The organism is Streptomyces buecherae (genome assembly GCF_014295035.1).
GTDB lineage: Bacteria > Actinomycetota > Actinomycetes > Streptomycetales > Streptomycetaceae > Streptomyces > Streptomyces youssoufiensis.
Genome location: NZ_CP060404.1, coordinates 7,556,761 through 7,571,914, shown reverse-complemented (window position 1 = coordinate 7,571,914; position 15,154 = coordinate 7,556,761). Strand labels below are relative to the sequence as shown.

General features: G+C 74.5%; 12 protein-coding genes. 7 read left to right on the top strand and 5 right to left on the bottom strand.

Features of this window, described 5'->3' with window-relative positions:
• Positions 1-125: 125 nt before the first annotated feature.
• Positions 126-764, bottom strand: a complete 639-nt coding sequence (locus H7H31_RS30275) for a helix-turn-helix transcriptional regulator (RefSeq protein WP_176160563.1) — start codon at positions 762-764, stop codon at positions 126-128.
• Positions 765-985: 221 nt separating this feature from the next.
• On the opposite strand from H7H31_RS30275, the gene H7H31_RS30270 reads away from it, so the two are divergent.
• Entirely contained in the window at positions 986-2,425 is a 1,440-nt protein-coding gene (locus tag H7H31_RS30270) for a COG1470 family protein (protein ID WP_187061370.1), read from the top strand.
• A gap of 109 nt (positions 2,426-2,534) precedes the next feature.
• Here H7H31_RS30270 and H7H31_RS30265 read toward each other — a convergent pair whose 3' ends face one another.
• Positions 2,535-2,963: a MerR family transcriptional regulator gene (locus tag H7H31_RS30265; RefSeq protein WP_187061369.1), complete on the bottom strand. Its 429-nt coding sequence runs from the start codon at positions 2,961-2,963 to the stop codon at positions 2,535-2,537.
• A 126-nt stretch (positions 2,964-3,089) separates the two neighbouring features.
• Here H7H31_RS30265 and H7H31_RS30260 point away from each other — a divergent pair, with 126 nt between their 5' ends.
• Positions 3,090-4,160 carry an alkene reductase gene (locus tag H7H31_RS30260; RefSeq protein WP_187061368.1) on the top strand — a complete coding sequence of 357 codons (1,071 nt, stop codon included), beginning with the start codon at positions 3,090-3,092 and terminating at the stop codon, positions 4,158-4,160.
• A gap of 71 nt (positions 4,161-4,231) precedes the next feature.
• Here the strand turns inward: H7H31_RS30260 and H7H31_RS30255 are convergent, their stop codons facing one another.
• Positions 4,232-5,080, bottom strand: a complete 849-nt coding sequence (locus tag H7H31_RS30255) for an eCIS core domain-containing protein (protein ID WP_187060556.1) — start codon at positions 5,078-5,080, stop codon at positions 4,232-4,234.
• Between the two features lie 292 nt (positions 5,081-5,372).
• On the opposite strand from H7H31_RS30255, the gene H7H31_RS30250 reads away from it, so the two are divergent.
• Positions 5,373-5,801 (top strand): hypothetical protein, encoded by a 429-nt coding sequence (locus H7H31_RS30250; protein WP_187060555.1) that lies wholly within the window; start codon positions 5,373-5,375, stop codon positions 5,799-5,801.
• A 90-nt stretch (positions 5,802-5,891) separates the two neighbouring features.
• Here the strand turns inward: H7H31_RS30250 and H7H31_RS30245 are convergent, their stop codons facing one another.
• Both H7H31_RS30245 and H7H31_RS30240 read right to left on the bottom strand, forming a co-directional pair.
• Positions 5,892-6,923: a chitinase gene (locus H7H31_RS30245; RefSeq protein ID WP_308284280.1), complete on the bottom strand. Its 1,032-nt coding sequence runs from the start codon at positions 6,921-6,923 to the stop codon at positions 5,892-5,894.
• A 445-nt stretch (positions 6,924-7,368) separates the two neighbouring features.
• Entirely contained in the window at positions 7,369-8,421 is a 1,053-nt protein-coding gene (locus tag H7H31_RS30240) for a dihydrodipicolinate synthase family protein (RefSeq protein WP_187060554.1), read from the bottom strand.
• A gap of 72 nt (positions 8,422-8,493) precedes the next feature.
• Here H7H31_RS30240 and H7H31_RS30235 point away from each other — a divergent pair, with 72 nt between their 5' ends.
• The 4 genes from H7H31_RS30235 (at position 8,494) to H7H31_RS30220 (ending at position 15,088) form a co-directional block, all read left to right on the top strand.
• Positions 8,494-9,537, top strand: coding sequence for a LysR substrate-binding domain-containing protein (locus H7H31_RS30235; RefSeq protein ID WP_187060553.1), 1,044 nt, complete (start codon positions 8,494-8,496; stop codon positions 9,535-9,537).
• A gap of 45 nt (positions 9,538-9,582) precedes the next feature.
• Positions 9,583-10,293: a thiamine pyrophosphate-dependent enzyme gene (locus tag H7H31_RS30230; protein WP_187060552.1), complete on the top strand. Its 711-nt coding sequence runs from the start codon at positions 9,583-9,585 to the stop codon at positions 10,291-10,293.
• Between the two features lie 130 nt (positions 10,294-10,423).
• The gene (locus H7H31_RS30225; protein WP_187059594.1) at positions 10,424-11,326 is read left to right on the top strand and encodes a transketolase family protein; all 903 of its coding nucleotides are present in this window, start codon (positions 10,424-10,426) and stop codon (positions 11,324-11,326) included.
• A 465-nt stretch (positions 11,327-11,791) separates the two neighbouring features.
• Entirely contained in the window at positions 11,792-15,088 is a 3,297-nt protein-coding gene (locus tag H7H31_RS30220) for an amidohydrolase family protein (protein ID WP_187118302.1), read from the top strand.
• Positions 15,089-15,154: the final 66 nt, after the last annotated feature.

Genomic DNA, 15,154 nt, shown 5'->3' with positions numbered 1-15,154 from the left:
GAAGGGTGACAGCCACAGCGAACAGGGTTGCTGGTTGCGTGCCACCCACCCCGCACGCCCGCGAGGTGCGCCGGCGCGGGCGTGCGGGGGTGTGGGCTACGGGCGCGCGCCCCGGCGGGGGCCCGTCAGATCAGGCCCTGGCGGAGCGCGTACGCCACCGCGTGCGAACGGTTGCGCAGGTTGAGCCGGGTCATGACCGCGTGCAGGACGTTCTTGATGGTGCGCTCGGAGTAGGCGAGCTTGAGCGCGATGTCGGCGGTGTCGTACCCCTCGGCGACCAGCCGCAGGACCTCGATCTCGCGTACGGAGAGCCCGGTGAAGTTGAGCCCGCGCGGGCCGAGCACCTCCCCCTGGAGGCGGCCGACCTGGGCGAGCAGGGTGCCGAGCAGGTCGGCCGGCACGTGTCCCTCGCCCTTGGCCACCGCCGCGATGACCTGCACCAGACGCTCGGGCGTCGCCTCGGTGCGCCGGATGACGCCCACGAAGCCGCACTCGGCGGCGCTGACCAACTGCTGTTCGTCGATGTGCGTGGTGACCAGCACACCGCGGGCCGTGCCGGTGCGTTGGAGTTGCCGCAGCAGGCTCAGCACCTCGTCGTCGATGAGGTCCACCACCACGAGGACCACCTGCGCGTCCTCGGTGCCCGCCGGGTCGACGATCCGCACCTCTGGTCTGGTACGGAGTTGGCTGGCCACGCCCGCCTGGGATACCGGGTCTTGTGCTCGAAGGTCCACCAGGATGCGCTCCGCGCTCGTCGGATGCATATGCTTTCCCGCCCCCATATCTGCCATGGACCTGACACGAACGGAACCTGTGCCACCCCTCAGGTGCGTCGCTGTGCCACCCCCAGATGTGGCGTTCTTTCCCTTACCCGCGCTGTTCCTCACCCGGGAAGGAACCGATGGCTCAGAGCGAACCTGGTTCTGCCCGAAAGTGTTCCTGCTCGGCCACTCCTGTCCTGTGCAGCACGCCGTACCGTCCGGGCATGAGTGTTTCGGCCAGCTTGGACGACTCGCCCGTCTCCGTTCAGCCCGGCGGCGAGGCCGATCTCCCCGTACAGGTACTCAACTCGGGAACCACCGTTGAGGAGTTCCGATTCGAGGTGGTCGGGCCTTGTGCCGCCTGGGTCACAGTAGAACCAGCGGCGCTGTCTCTCTACCCCGGCGCATCGGGCACCGCCACGTTGCTGCTGCGCCCGCCGCGGAGTTCGCGGATCTCCGCCGGCCCGATGCCGCTCGGTCTGCGGGTGATTCCGACCAATGACACCGCGCACACCCAGGTGCCCGAACGGACCATCACGATCCTGCCGTTCACCGACGTCACCGCCGAGCTCGTGCCGCGTTCCTCGCACAGCCCCTGGCGCGGGCGGCACAAGCTGGCCGTCGACAACCTGGGCAACACGCCGCTGACGCTGGGCCTGGCCATCCAGGAGGGTACGGAGCGGGCCAAGGTGACCTTCGAGCCGGCCGAGCTGACCATCCCGCCCGGCCAGGCGAAGTTCGCACAGATCGCGGTGCGCCCGACGAACCGGCTGTGGCGCGGCGCCCCGGTCACCCACCCGTTCCAGGTCGTGGCCGCGGCGCGGGGCGCGGAGGGCGTCGATGCTCCCGCGCCGCACGCGCCGGTGGTGGTGGACGGCTCGTACGAGCAGCAGGCCATCCTGCCGCACTGGTTACCCCGCGCGCTGATCGTCGCGGTGTTGCTGGTGGGCGTGTTGGCCGGGCTCTGGTACTCGCTGCTGCGACCCACCGTGCGGTCAGCGGCCCGGGAGGCCATCACGCCGGAGGCAATCGAGTCGGCGATCGACGAGGACAAGAACGGCGAGCAGGGCGGCAGGCCCCCGGGCCAGGGCGGCGACACGGCCGGCGCGACCGGCGGCGGGGCCAACGGGGGCGAGGCGAACGGCGGCGGCGCCAACGGCGGGAACACCGCCGGCAACACCGGCGGCGGGGGACAGAACGGCGGCCGGAACGGTGGCGGCAGTCAGGGCAGCACGGCGGGCAACGGCGGTGGAAACGGGAGCGGCAAGCCCGGCGAACCGGGCGGCCCGGCCGCGCCGAAGAGCGCCCGCGTGCAGGTGCGCGACGCGGTGGGCGGCTCCTCCACCACGCGGGACGCCTACACGGTGCCGGACGGCAAGACGTTCGCGCTCACCGACATCGTGGTGCAGAACCCACAGGGCGACGCCGGGACGCTGACCGTCTACAGCCAGGACGGGCAGATCCTCAACCTGGCGCTGGAGAACTTCCGCGACTCGGACTACCACTTCGTCACGCCGATCCAGGTGCCCGCCAAGAGCCGGATCAGCATCTCCGTGAGCTGCCGCGAGGTGGGCAAGCCGGTCAAGGCGCCCCGGCCGACGCAGTGTTCGGAATCGCTGTTCCTGGGCGGCTCCCTCGTCGCCGACGCGCCGGCCGAGGACTGAGGGGCGAGGAGCGGGGGGTGGGTGGAACGATGGCGCGCGGGTCGGCCGAGCCGAGGAGGCGTGCGGCCCTCCCGCCTGCGACTTGATCGCAACTCCCTTACGTAACCCCCTACTTGGCGGCCTCCACGGGCGCGCACAGGTCGTGCAGGTGTTCGCCGGGCAGGAGGCGGTGGGTGGTGCAGCGCTCGCCCCGGCTCATGAGGTCACTTGAGGCGGAGATGATGGTGTCCAGTCGGTCGCGAGTGCTCGTCAGGCCGGCGATCTGCTGGTCGATGCGGTCCCGTTCGTCCGTGAGGCGGTCGAGCAGCAAGGGCGTCACCTCGCCCGTGACCATGCACGGCATGATGCCCAGGATCGTCTTGCTGGACAGGCCGGCGGCGTAGAGCTGCTGGATCAACTCGACGCGGCCGACCGCGGATTCCGGGTACTGCCGCTGCCCGCTGGCCGAGCGCACCGCCGGCAGCAGGTGCTGCTCCTCGTAGTAGCGCAGCGATCGCACGCTCACGCCGGTCCGCCGTGCCAGCTCGCCGATACGCATCGGGTCCGCGCCTCCCTGGGGCCCTGGCCTGTGGTCCTGCTCACAAGAGTTGCCTCTGACGTCAGTGTCAGGTTTTAGCGTAACCCACGACCGGACCACGCATCATCGACCAGCGCGGAGACCCTCATGACCAGCTTGTTCGACACCTATCAGCTCGGCGGACGCACGCTGCCCAACCGCATCGTGATGGCCCCGATGTCCCGGGCGCGGGCGACCGTCGACGGGCTGCCGACGCCGTCCACGGTGACGTACTACGCCCAGCGCGCCAGTGCCGGGCTGATCGTCAGCGAGGGCGTGCAGCCGAGCCTCCAGGGGCAGTCGAACCCGTACACGCCGGGGCTGCACAGCGACGAACAGGTCGCCGCCTGGCGGCCGGTGACCGATGCCGTGCACGCGGCCGGCGGACGGATCTTCGCCCAGCTCATGCACGCCGGGCGGGTGGGGCACGAGGCGGTCGCGGGGTTCCACCCGGTGGCGCCGTCCGCCGTGCGGCTGGAGGCCGAGCTGTTCACCGGGCCTCGGGGGAGGCTGCCCGCGCCCGTCCCGCGCGCCCTGGCGACCAGTGAGGTGGCGGGCGAGGTCGCGGCGTTCGCCGACGCGGCGCGGCGCGCGGTGGACGCCGGCTTCGACGGCATCGAACTGCACGGCGCCAACGGCTATCTGATCCAGCAGTTCCTGTCCTCGAACGTCAACCAGCGCACGGACGCGTACGGGGGCTCGGTCACCGGTCGCGTCCGGTTCGCCGTCGAGGTGGCCGAGGCGGTCGTGGACGCCATCGGCGCGGACCGGGTCGGCATCCGGCTCTCCCCCGCGGGCACGATCTGGGACGTCGAGGAGAGCGAGGTGGCCGAGTTGTACACGGCGCTGTACCGGGAACTCGCCCGGCTCGGCGTCAGCTACGTGCACACCCTGAACTCCGCCGACGCGGAACTCACCGCCGCGCTGCGGAAGGCGTGGCCGCACACGTACATCATGAACCCGTCCGCCGGCATCGTGGGCCCGCAGGCCGACCGGGAACGGGGCGAGCACTGGCTCGCCCAGGGCATGGACCTCATCGGCTACGGCCGGGCCTTTATCGGCAACCCGGACCTGGTGGAGCGGTTCCGGCGCGGGGCGCCGCTGCGCGAGGCCGACGTCGAGACGTACTACCAGGGCGGCGACCGGGGCTACATCGACTACCCGCCGCTTCGGGACTGACCGTACGGAGGGTTCAGAGGCCGAGGGGGGGCGAGGGCCGGGGGTCGGAGATGAGGGCTCTCGTCGGGGGCCTACTCGGGCGGGGTCTCCTCCTCCTCTTCCTCCGGCTTCCTCTCCGCCCGTTGCACGAACGCGCCCTGTACGTCCGCCGGTTCCTCGTCCTCGCCCTCCTCGGCGGCGCGCTGCACGGCGGGCGCGGCCGAGAGCTGGACGGCCGCGGGGGCCGCGGCCGGCTGCGGGGCGGCGGACTCGGTCGGCTGGGGTGTGGGCGCCGGCGGCTCCGCCATGACCCGCTCGGCGGTGCTGGCGGCCTCCTGCTCGAAGCGGTCCCCCGGGTCGCTCACCCGGATACCGCCGGGCGCCTCGGCGCCGTCGACGGGGCCGGAGCGCTGCTGGACGACGTGCGTCAGCTCGTGGGCGAGCATCGTGCGGCCCTGCCGGGAGGACGTGTCGTAGGCGTCGCGCTGGAAGACGACGTTGTTGCCGACGGTGTACGCGTGGGCGCCGACCTCCTTCGCCGAGTCGTGCGCCGCGGCGTCGGTGTGCACCCGCACGTCGGAGAAGTCGGCGCCGAGCCGGGTCTCCATGTCGGTGCGCGTCTCGGGGTCCAGGGCCTGCCCGCCGCCCGAGGACACCACGTCGTGCACCGACGAACGCGGCTGCTCCACGGGCTCTTCGGTCGCCTCGGTCTCCCCGGCTGCCCCGCGCTGGACGAGGGTGCGCGCGGCGCTGTTGCCGACGGCGCGTTGCAGGGTCGCCATGCCGGCGCGGCCGAGGACGTCGGTACGGCCGGCGACGGCGGCCCGCAGGACGTGCGGGGTACGGGCCCGCTCGTGGGCCTCGGCCGCCGCGTCGCGCGCGCCGGTCTCGTGGTGCTCGTGGTGTTCGTGCTGCTCGTGGTCGTGCTCGTGTCGGCGCATCGTCGGCTCCCTTGGGGCGTCCCCCACCCGGCGTTCTGTCGCCCTCCAGCCTGGGCGCCGGCCCGGCCTCGCGTCCAGGCCAGCTCCCGGCGGAGCCGGGCAGCCCTGGTTGCACCTTCGGGCAGCGGCGGCGACTCGGTGTGGCACGCCGCCGTCGACGCCACCCGGCGCGTGACGGGATCGGGGTGGGGCCGTTCCGGACGTGGCGGGTCCGGGCGGCGGGGTGGCATCATCCGAGGCGGCCACCGGCAGCCAGGGCGGTTGCGGCGACGGCCACGGGGGGAGCAGGGCGGTGTGGGACGGTCGGTACGTACGGTTCCAGGGCACGACCCGCAACGAGCGCGGCGCCTACCCCGGCATCTTCGTGCTCGTCAACGGGCTGGCGCGGGAGGGCAGGCTGACCGCCGAGCAGGAGCGCTTTCGGCGGACCTCGAACGCCTGGTACGACGCCGCGTACATCAACCCCTCCCACGTCGACCCGTCGGTGTACGACCGCGAGCGGCATCCGACGGCCGTGGCCTGGTTCAAGAGCTCGGCCCGGCACCTCATCGAGCGGGTTGACGGCTATCTGGAGATCCTGACGGCGCACGGCGTCCAGTGGGTGCGGCTCAGCTCGACCAATCCGGGGCGCGTGCTCTACGAGGACGCGGTGCAGATCGTCGTGGTGCCGCACGCGTCGGCCGCGCCCGGGAGCGCGCCCGACGTCGCGCGCTCGCGGTGAGGGCCCGGGCCACGCCCCTGGTGCGACCCGGGCCCATGCGCCCGCGTGCCACCGGGCGCGGGGCCCGGGCGGCTCGCGGACGGGCTCGGATCAGCCCTGGTAACCGGCGAGGATCTTGGAGAACTCCCACTGCTTCTGGTCGATCCCGCTGCACGAACCGCCGTCGCCGCCGCCCGCGCACGGCCGGTCCCGGTTCACGGCCCAGAAGCTGACCCGCGCCAGGTGGTGCTGCTTGGCGTAGTTGACCATCTCCTGGAAGCCGGCCGGGGTGACGACCTCGCCCCGCACGTCGGTCTTGCCGTTCATCGAGGAGAAGCCGACCTTGCGGTACGCGGCGTCGTCGCTCAGCCCATACTCGGCCTTCACGATGTTCTTCAGGCCGTCCACGGCCGACTTGGTGGCGGCCACCATGTCGGTCGTGCCGTCACCGAAGTCGAACGGCATGACGGTCCAACCGTCCACGTCCAGGCCGGCCTTGGCGCCCTTGCGCACCAGGTCCTTGCCTGGCGCAATGGGGCCGCTCGGGGCGGTGCCGAAGGTGACGTAGACCTTCAGGCCCCGGTTCCTGTCCTTGAGGATCTTCAGCGCGTCGATGACCCGCTTCCGTACCGGCTCGCTCTCGACCTCGGTGGACTCGATGTCGATGTCGATCGAGTCGAGCTTGTACGCGTCGATCACCTTCTGGTAGGCGCCGGCGAGGTCGGCGGCGGACTTGCATGCCTCGCCGAGCTTGTTGCCGCTCCAGCCGCCGATGGACGGGGTGATGGAACCGCCCGCCGCCTGCACGGCCTTGATGGTCTGCGCGTCCCGCCCGCCGGCCAGCGGGCGCTGGCCGTCCCAGGCGGGCTCGCAGCCGCCCTTGGCGAGGATGAAGGCCATGGTGAGCTGGGTGTTCCCGGTGGCCTTGAGGAACTCCGTCGCGTTCGGCGGATTGCCCCAACCGAGGTAGAGGTAAGGCCCGTTGAGGCCGCTGACCGCGGCCTTGTCCGCCCCTCTGGCGGGCTGCTGCTCTGCCGACTCCTGGGGTGTTGCCTGCGCGGTGGCCGTCATGACTCCGGCGGCGGTGAGCGCCACGGCGAACCCGAGTGCGAGGCGGCGGCGCGGTGCGAGGTGGGGGTGCACGGCACGCTCCAATCACGTGGAGGGGATGTGGCGTGGCGCACGCTATCCGCGTGTCATGGTCCAGACAATAGAAACGTTAGGAAAGTTTCCTGTTGGCTGGAGTTCGCCCACCCGCAGCCCGCGCCGCGTCGCCGCTCGTGCCTGTTTTCCTTCCCAAACCGCCAGTTCAGCGCGGTGGTTGGGGCACGAGGCGGCCGTCGTGGCCGGTCGTTGCGCGCCAGCGGTCGGCGCTCCGGCGCGCCGCGCCCCCTGCGCGCCCGTGCACCGGCGGGCTCCACACCCCGGCGGGCTCGTACGCCGGCGCGTCTCGCTCGGGTCGCGCGGGGCGGTCGCGCACCGGACGGGAGGCGGCCGGGGCGGCCGTCCGGCCGGCGGCCGACAGGTCGGCCACGGCAACGCGCCTATGCCGCCTGCCGCACCCGACCGCCCGCACCCCCGCAGGCCCTCACACCCGCACCCTCTCCTTCCCGGCCACGCCCGCCGCGCCCCGCGGCGCGGCCACGTCCGGTGCCGCCGTTCCGGCCAGGGGTGCCGGGGCCGGCGCGGCGGCCGGAGCGGTCGGGACGGGGTCGGCCGGCGCGTCGGGGCAGGGCGCGTCCAGGGCCGCCACCTCCGCGAGCCGGCGCATCGCCGCCCGGACGGCGCCCGGCCCCGCGGGCAGCAGCGGAAGACGGACGTCGGGCGTGGGGATGCGGCCCTGGGCGGCCAACACGCCCTTGACCACGGTGGGGTTGGGCTCGGTGAACACGGCGGCGGCGAGGCCGGCCAGCGCGTGCCCCAGCGCGCGGGCCCGCTCCACCCGCCCGGTGCGCCAGGCGGCGACGAGTTCGGCGAACCGCTCCGGGGCCAGTTGGGCCGTCGCGAGGATGCCGCCCGTGGCGCCGACGGCCATCAGCGGGGCCACGAACAGGTCGTCGCCCGCCAGTACCGCGCGCCCCTCGGGGAGGTCTTCGAGCAGCGCGAGGGCCTCGGCGTCCACGCCGCCCGTCGCGTACTTGACGCCGGCGACGCCCGGCAGCCGGACCAGCGCGCGCAGCGTCGCGGCGGTGAGCGGCTGACCGGTGCGGTACGGGATGTGGTAGATGACCAGCGGAACGGGGCTGGCTGCCGCCAGCTCCGTGAAGTGCGCGAGCACGCCCGCGTCCGAGGGTCGCGAGAAGTAGGGCACCGGGACGAGGGCCGCGGTGATCTCGGGCCAGGCGGCGAGCGCGGCCAACTCCGCTGCGCTGCCCCGGGTGTCGTGGGACCCCGCGCCCACCACGAGCGGGGCGGAGCGCCGGGCGCAGACGCGGGCACACACGTCGATGACGGTGCGCCGCTCCGCCGCGTCCAGCGTGGCGGGCTCCCCCGTCGTGCCGAGCGCGACGATGCCGGTCGCGCCGCCGTCGAGGACGGCGTGGGCGAGCCCTTCGAGCGCGTCGACGGCGATGGTTCCGTCGGCGTCGAAGGGCGTGATCAGTGGCGTGTAGAGCCCGTGCAAGGGCAGGTGCGGCGTCATGCGGCTGAGCCTGCCGCAGCCGGAAGATGCAGGTCCAGTTCGCTTTTCTGGCATCGAGCGTAAGCTGGGCTGATGCTGGACGTCCGCCGTCTGCGCCTGCTGCGCGAACTCGCCCTGCGCGGGACCATCGCCGCCGTCGCCGAGGCCCTGGCCTTCACCCCCTCCGCCGTCTCCCAGCAACTCAGCGCCCTGGAACGCGAGGCGGGGGTGCCGCTGCTGGAGCGCACCGGGCGTCGGGTGACGCTCACCCCCGCCGGCCAGCGCCTGGTGCCGCACGCGGAGGCGGTGTTGGAGCGGTTGGAGCTGGCCGCCGCCGAATTGGTCGACGCCCGGCAGGGGCTGGCCGGGCCGCTGCGGATCGGTACCTTCCCCACCGCGGCCCGGGCCATCCTGCCGGCCGCGCTGGTCGCGCTGGCCGACCGGCACCCTCGGCTTGAGCCGATGCTCTCCGAGGTGGACCCGGCGGCGGTGGCGGACGCGCTGCGGGCCGGCGAACTAGACGTGGCGCTGGTACACGACTACGACTTCGTCCCCTCTCTGGCGGAGCCGGGCCTCGCCACGGAGCCGCTGTGCGCCGAGGCGATGTACCTGGCCTCGCTCACCCCGCCCGACGCGCCCGCCGCGACCCCGGTCGGGGCGCGGGGGCCGACTGGCGCGTGCGCCGGCGCTACGGGACCCGGGGGCGCGCCGGCGTGCGAGGGCGACGGTGGGCCCGGGCTCGCGCGCTGGCGGGACGCGACGTGGATCACGGCCACGCCGGGGACGCTGTGTCACGCCATGACGATCCGGGCCTGTCAGGCGGCCGGCTTCGCGCCCCGGGTGCGGCACCAGGTGGACGAGTTCGCCACGGTGCTCGCCCTGGTCGCGGCGGGCCAGGGAGTGGCGCTCGTACCGCAGCTCGGCCTGGTGCACCCGCCGCCGCAGGTGACGCTGGCGCCGATGGCGATGAGCCGCCGGACCAGGATCGCCTTCCGTAGCGGCGCCGGCCGGCACCCGGCCGTCGCGGCCGTCGCGGCGGCCCTGCGCGCGGTGGTCGCGGAGGACGCCCCGGACGGGCACGGCGGCCCGCGCGGGCCCCTCACGATCGACGACACGGGGCGCGCCACGGCCGTCTGAGGGCGACTTGACTTCAAGTCGACTTGAAGTTGCAGGCTACCTGCCATGAACACCACGACGCTCGGAACCCCGCCGACCACCCCCTCCGGCTACGCCGCGCTGCCCGGGCTGATGAGCCTGATGACCGGCGACGAGAAGCACGACGCCGCGGCCACCTCCACGCTGGACGCGCTGTGGGTGCTCTACGACCGCGTGCTGCGCGTCTCGCCGAGCGAGGTCGACTCCCCCGGCCGCGACCGGTTCCTGCTCTCCAAGGGGCACGGCCCGATGGCGTACTACGCGGTCCTCGCCGCCAAGGGTTTCCTGCCCGTCTCGACGCTGCCGACCTTCGGGGCGTACGACTCGCCGCTCGGCCACCACCCGGACCGCATGCTCGTCCCCGGCGTCGAGATCGGCAGCGGGTCACTCGGGCACGGGCTGCCGCTCGCCGTGGGGGCGGCGCTCGGGCTGCGGGCGCAGGGGCTGGCCGATTCCGCCGTCTGGGTCCTGATCGGGGACGCCGAACTGGACGAGGGCAGCAACCACGAGGCCATCGCGTACGCGGGCGCCGCCGGTCTGGCACGGCTGCACACCCTGGTCATCGACAACGCCTCGGCCACGCACGGCTGGCCGGGCGGTATCGCCTCCCGCTTCGAGGCCGCGGGCTGGTCCGCGACGACCGTGGACGGCCGGGACCACGAGGCGCTGTACGCGGCCTACACGCAGCCGCATCCGGACCGGCCGCACGCGGTGGTCGCCCGCGTCGAGCCCAAGTAGCCCGCCCCCCAGGTAACCCGCCCCACCCCGCGCCCGGACCCCGCGCGCCCGGGCCCCGCACGCCGTGGCCCCGACGCGCCCCGCCACGCCGCCCCGTCACCACCCACCCACCGTTTGGAGAGACCCACCCATGGACACCATGCGCGAGCGCTTCACCGCCATCACCTCCAGGCTCCTGGACAAGGACCCCCGCCTCGCGGTCGTCCTGGCCGACATCAGCGCGGACCGGTTCGCCGACGCCGCCCGGGCCCATCCGGATCGGGTGATCAACGTGGGCATCCGCGAGCAGTTGCTCGTCAGCACCGGCGGCGGGCTCGCCCTGACCGGCATGCGCCCGATCGTGCACACCTTCGCCAGCTTCCTCGTGGAGCGCCCCTTCGAGCAGGTGAAGCTGGACTTCGGGCACCAGGGGACGGGCGGCGTGCTGGTCAGCGCCGGCGGCTCGTACGACTGGCCCGCCGGCGGCTTCACCCACATGGCGCCGGGCGACGTGGCCCTGCTCGACACGCTGGACGGCTGGACGATCCACGTGCCGGGCCACCCGGACGAGGCGGAGGCCCTGCTGCGACACGCGGCAGCCGCCGGTGACGACCGGGTATACCTGCGCCTTTCCGAGCAGTCCAACGCGGCGCCGCGCCCCGTGGACGGCGTCGGCCTGCACACCGTGCGCCAGGGGCGGCGTGGGGTCGTGGTGGCCGTCGGGCCGATGATGGACAACGTGCTCGCCGCCGTCGACGGCCTGGACGTGACGGTGCTGTACGCGACGACGGTGCGGCCCCTGGACACCGCGACGCTGCGGTCGGCCGCCGGTGCCACCGACGCGGCCGACGTGGTCCTGGTCGAGCCCTATCTGGCGGGTACGTCCTCGGCCGCCGCCGGCGAGGCCCTCGTCGACCTCCCGCACCGGGTGCTCGGGCTCGGCGTGGCCCGCCGCGAGTTGCGCCGGTACGGCACCATCGAGGAGCACCTGGCGGGCCAGGGCCTGCACCCGGCCGGACTGCGCGCCCGCATCGCGGACTTCCTCGGCGCGTGAGCCGGGGCGGGGCGGATCGGGGCGGGGCGGGCGACGGGTGGGCGGGGCGTGGTGGGTGGCTCAGGCGAGGCAGCCCGAGGCGTGCTCGGGTCGCGCCCGCCCGCGTGACGGCCTCGTGACGGGCGCGTGACGGCTCGCGGGTGACGGGTGATCGCGTCGAATGAGGCCAACGGCCCCCGTACAGCGGGGATGTGACCGAGCGTCGGGCTCGCCGTGGTGACGACCGGGGAAATACGAGTCGGCGATGCGGTGTTGACCTTCCGACCCTCGTCCGTGTCACGATCAGGCGCTTTGTTCTCCGCTCCCACCCCGCGCCACCCTCGCGTTTCAGGAGGATCGTTGGACACCACCGCCCCACCCGCCGCTCCGCACGACCCCACCGGCGCCCCCGACGCCACGCCCCCATCGGCGCCCGCCGCCGACGCCTCCAGCGAAACCGCCGCCGGCCTCGAAGCCACCGACGCGATGCCGGTCGACCCACCCACCCGCTCCCCGCTGTCGCGGCGCACCTTCCTGCAGGCCGCGGCCGGCACCGCCGCCCTCGCGGGCGGGGCCGTGGGGCTCGTCCCCGAGCCGGCCGTCGCGGCGCCGCACCGGGCCACCCTGTCGTTCACGGCCGCCACCAACGGAGCGGCGACGCTGGCCCCGGCCGGCGACCGGCTCGTCGCCGAGGTGCAGAACATCCTGTGGTCCATCCCGCGCGCGGGCGGCGAGGCCACCGCGCTGACCACGCCCGACCTCGAACCCACCCGCCCGGTGTACGCGCCCGACGGCAAGACGCTGGTCGTCTGCGCCTACCGGGGCGGCGGGTTCCACCTGTGGACGCTGCGCCCGGACGGCACCGGGCTGCGGCAGCTCACCGACGGGCCGTGGGACGACCGCGGCCCGGCGTGGTCCCCGGACGGCACGCGGATCGCGTTCGCCTCCGAGCGCGGGGGCGACCCCGTCCAGGGCAGTCCGTACCGGGTGTGGGTGCTCGACGTGCGCAGCCGCCGGCTCACCCAACTCACCGGCCTGCCCGGCCAGGACGGTCCGCACCAGGACGGCGCCTGGGAGGACTTCGACCCGGTGTGGTCGCCGGACGGCGCGCGGGTGTTCTTCGTGCGCGGCAGACTGGTGAACGCCGCGCTCGACGCCCGCACCATCGCCTCCGTGCCCGCCGACGGCGCCGGCCCGGTCACCGTCGAGCACGCCGACACCAACCCGGGGCAGCTCATGACGCCCGCCCTGGCACCCGACGGCAGGCTCGCCTACCTGCGCACCACCCCGGCGCCCGCCTCCTCCTGCACGCTGGTCGTGGACGGCGCCCCGGTGAAGGTCGGCGGCGACGTGCTGCCGGTGCCGCCGCGCTGGGTCTCGCGCGATGAGTTGTTGCTCACGGTGGATGGCCAGTTCCAGCTCGTACGGCCGGAGCGGGCCGGCGCGCGGGAGGACGCCGCGGGTGCGCCGGGCGGCTCCGCGGCGCTCACGGGCGCCGAGGTTATCGCGTTCTCCGCCACCCTGCCGGTGCGGCGGCCCCGCTACCGGGTCAAGCGCTACGACTTCGACGGCGCCGGCGTGCGCCCGGTGCGCGGAGTGCATCTGCCCGCGCTGTCGCCGGACGGCCGGCGGGTGGCCTTCGCCGCGCTCGACTCGCTGTGGGTGGCCGACATCGGCGGCGGCCGGCCCCCGCGCCGCGTCGTGCGCACCGACCCCACCCGCTACCTGCTGGCCCCGACCTGGACGCGGGACGGCAGCGCGCTGGTCTACGCCGACGACCGGGACGGCCTGTTCGCGGTGCGCCGCCGCGACCTGCGCTCGGGGACGGAGACGGTGCTGGCCTCCGGCGGCCGGGTGCAGCCGGCGCTCTCGCCCGACGGCAAGCGGCTGGCCAGCATCGACATGTCGGGCAACCTCGTCGTGCGGGACCTGGCGGCCGGCACGGAGCGGGTGCTGGCGGCGCCGCTCGGCGCGGGCGGCCTGCCCGGGCGGCCGAGCTGGTCGCCGGACGGGCGGTGGCTGGCGCTGTGCGACCGCAACCGGCTCAACCAGCGCTTCCGCGAGGGGTACAACCTCATCCGCGTGGTCGACGCCGACAGCGGCCAGGCCAGGCTGCACGCCGTCGCCCCGCACGTGTCGATCTCCGACCGCTACGACTCGGGCCCGGTCTGGTCGCCCGACGGCCGCCACATGGCCGTCGTCACCGAGTCCGCGCTGTGGCTGCTGCCGGTGCGCCCGGACGGCACGCCCGACGGCGCGCCGCGCCAGCTCACCGAGGAGAACGCGGACCACCCCTCCTGGTCCGGGGACTCGCGCACGCTGCTCTACCTCTCGTCGGGCAGGCTGCGCCTGGTCTCGGCCAAGGGCGGCACGCCCCGTACGGTCCGCGTCGCGCTCGACTACCGGCGTCGGCGGCCCGAGGACCTGGTGGTGCACGCGGGGCAGGTGTGGGACGGCACCGGCGAGGCGGTGCGCGAGGACGTGGACCTGCTGGTGCGCGGCGGGCGGATCGCCGGCATCGAGCCGCACCGCGCGGGCCGGGCCGCCACCCGCCGCGTGGACGCCTCCGCGCACACCGTCATCCCGGGCCTGTGGGACGCGCACACCCACCCCTGGCAGGTGACCTACGGCGGACGGCAGCCCGCCTCCCAGCTCGCGTACGGCATCACCACGGCCGTCTCCTTCGGTGGCTTCGCCTACGAGCAGCTCCGCATCCGCGAGGCGATCGCGGCCGGTGCCCTGGCCGGGCCGCGCCTGCTGACCACGGGAGAGCTGCTGGACGGCGGCCGGGTGGCGTACAGCATGGGGCGCGCGCACCGCACGCGGGCCGGGCTGCGCCGCTCGCTGGCCCGGGCCGAGGCCCTGGACTGGGACTTCGTCAAGACGTACGTCAGGGCGCCGGGCTGGATCATGGAAGAGGCCGCCCGCTTCGCGCACGAGCGGCTCGGGGTGCGCTCCGGCAGCCACCTGTGCACGCCCGGCGTGCAGCTCGGGCAGGACCTGACGACCCATCTCCAGGCCACCCAGCGCCTTGAGTACGGCCACGCCACGTCCGCCACCGGGCGCGCGTACCAGGACCTGCGCGAGATCTACACGGCCGGCGGCGACTTCCACCTGGTCGCCACGCCGTTCACCTCGTCGCCGCTGGTGGGCGCCGACCCGTCGGTGGCGGACGACGAGCGGGTGACCCGGTTGATGCCGCCGTGGGACACCGCGTTGGTGCGCCAGCTCGCGGCGCAGCCGCCGACGGAGGCGCAGCTCGCGGCGTTGGGCACGGAGATCGACGTGTACCGGCGGGTCCTCGCCGACGGCGGTCTCGTCGCGCTCGGCACGGACGCGCCGCTGGTGCCCGTGGGGCTCGGGCTGCACATGGGGCTGCGCGCGCTGCACCGGGGCGGGCTGACGCCGGCGCAGGCGCTGCGCACGGCCACCTCGGTCTCGGCCAGGGTGTTCGGCGCCGAGCGCGAGTTGGGCACGCTGGAGCCGGGCAAGCTCGCGGACCTGGCCGTGGTGGACGGCGACCCGTTCACGGACTTCGACTCGCTGGTGCGGGTGGTCTCCGTGCTGCGGGGCGGGGTGCGCTACGAGACGCGCGCGTTGGTCGAGGCGTTCCCGGCGGGCGACACGCTGCCGGCGGGCCCCGCGCCGGGCCACCGGCACGCCGACACGCCCGACCACCGGCACGCCGACGGGGCTGCCGGGGCTGCCGGTGCCCGTGAGGCAAGCTGGCTGGAGGTGGGGCGGCTGTTGCGGCGGGACTCCTGCTGCGAGGGCGAGGGCTGACCCGAGGTGTGGGTGGGTCCGGGGCGCCCCGGGCTCACCCGCTCCGGCCCACCCGCCGCCGCACCG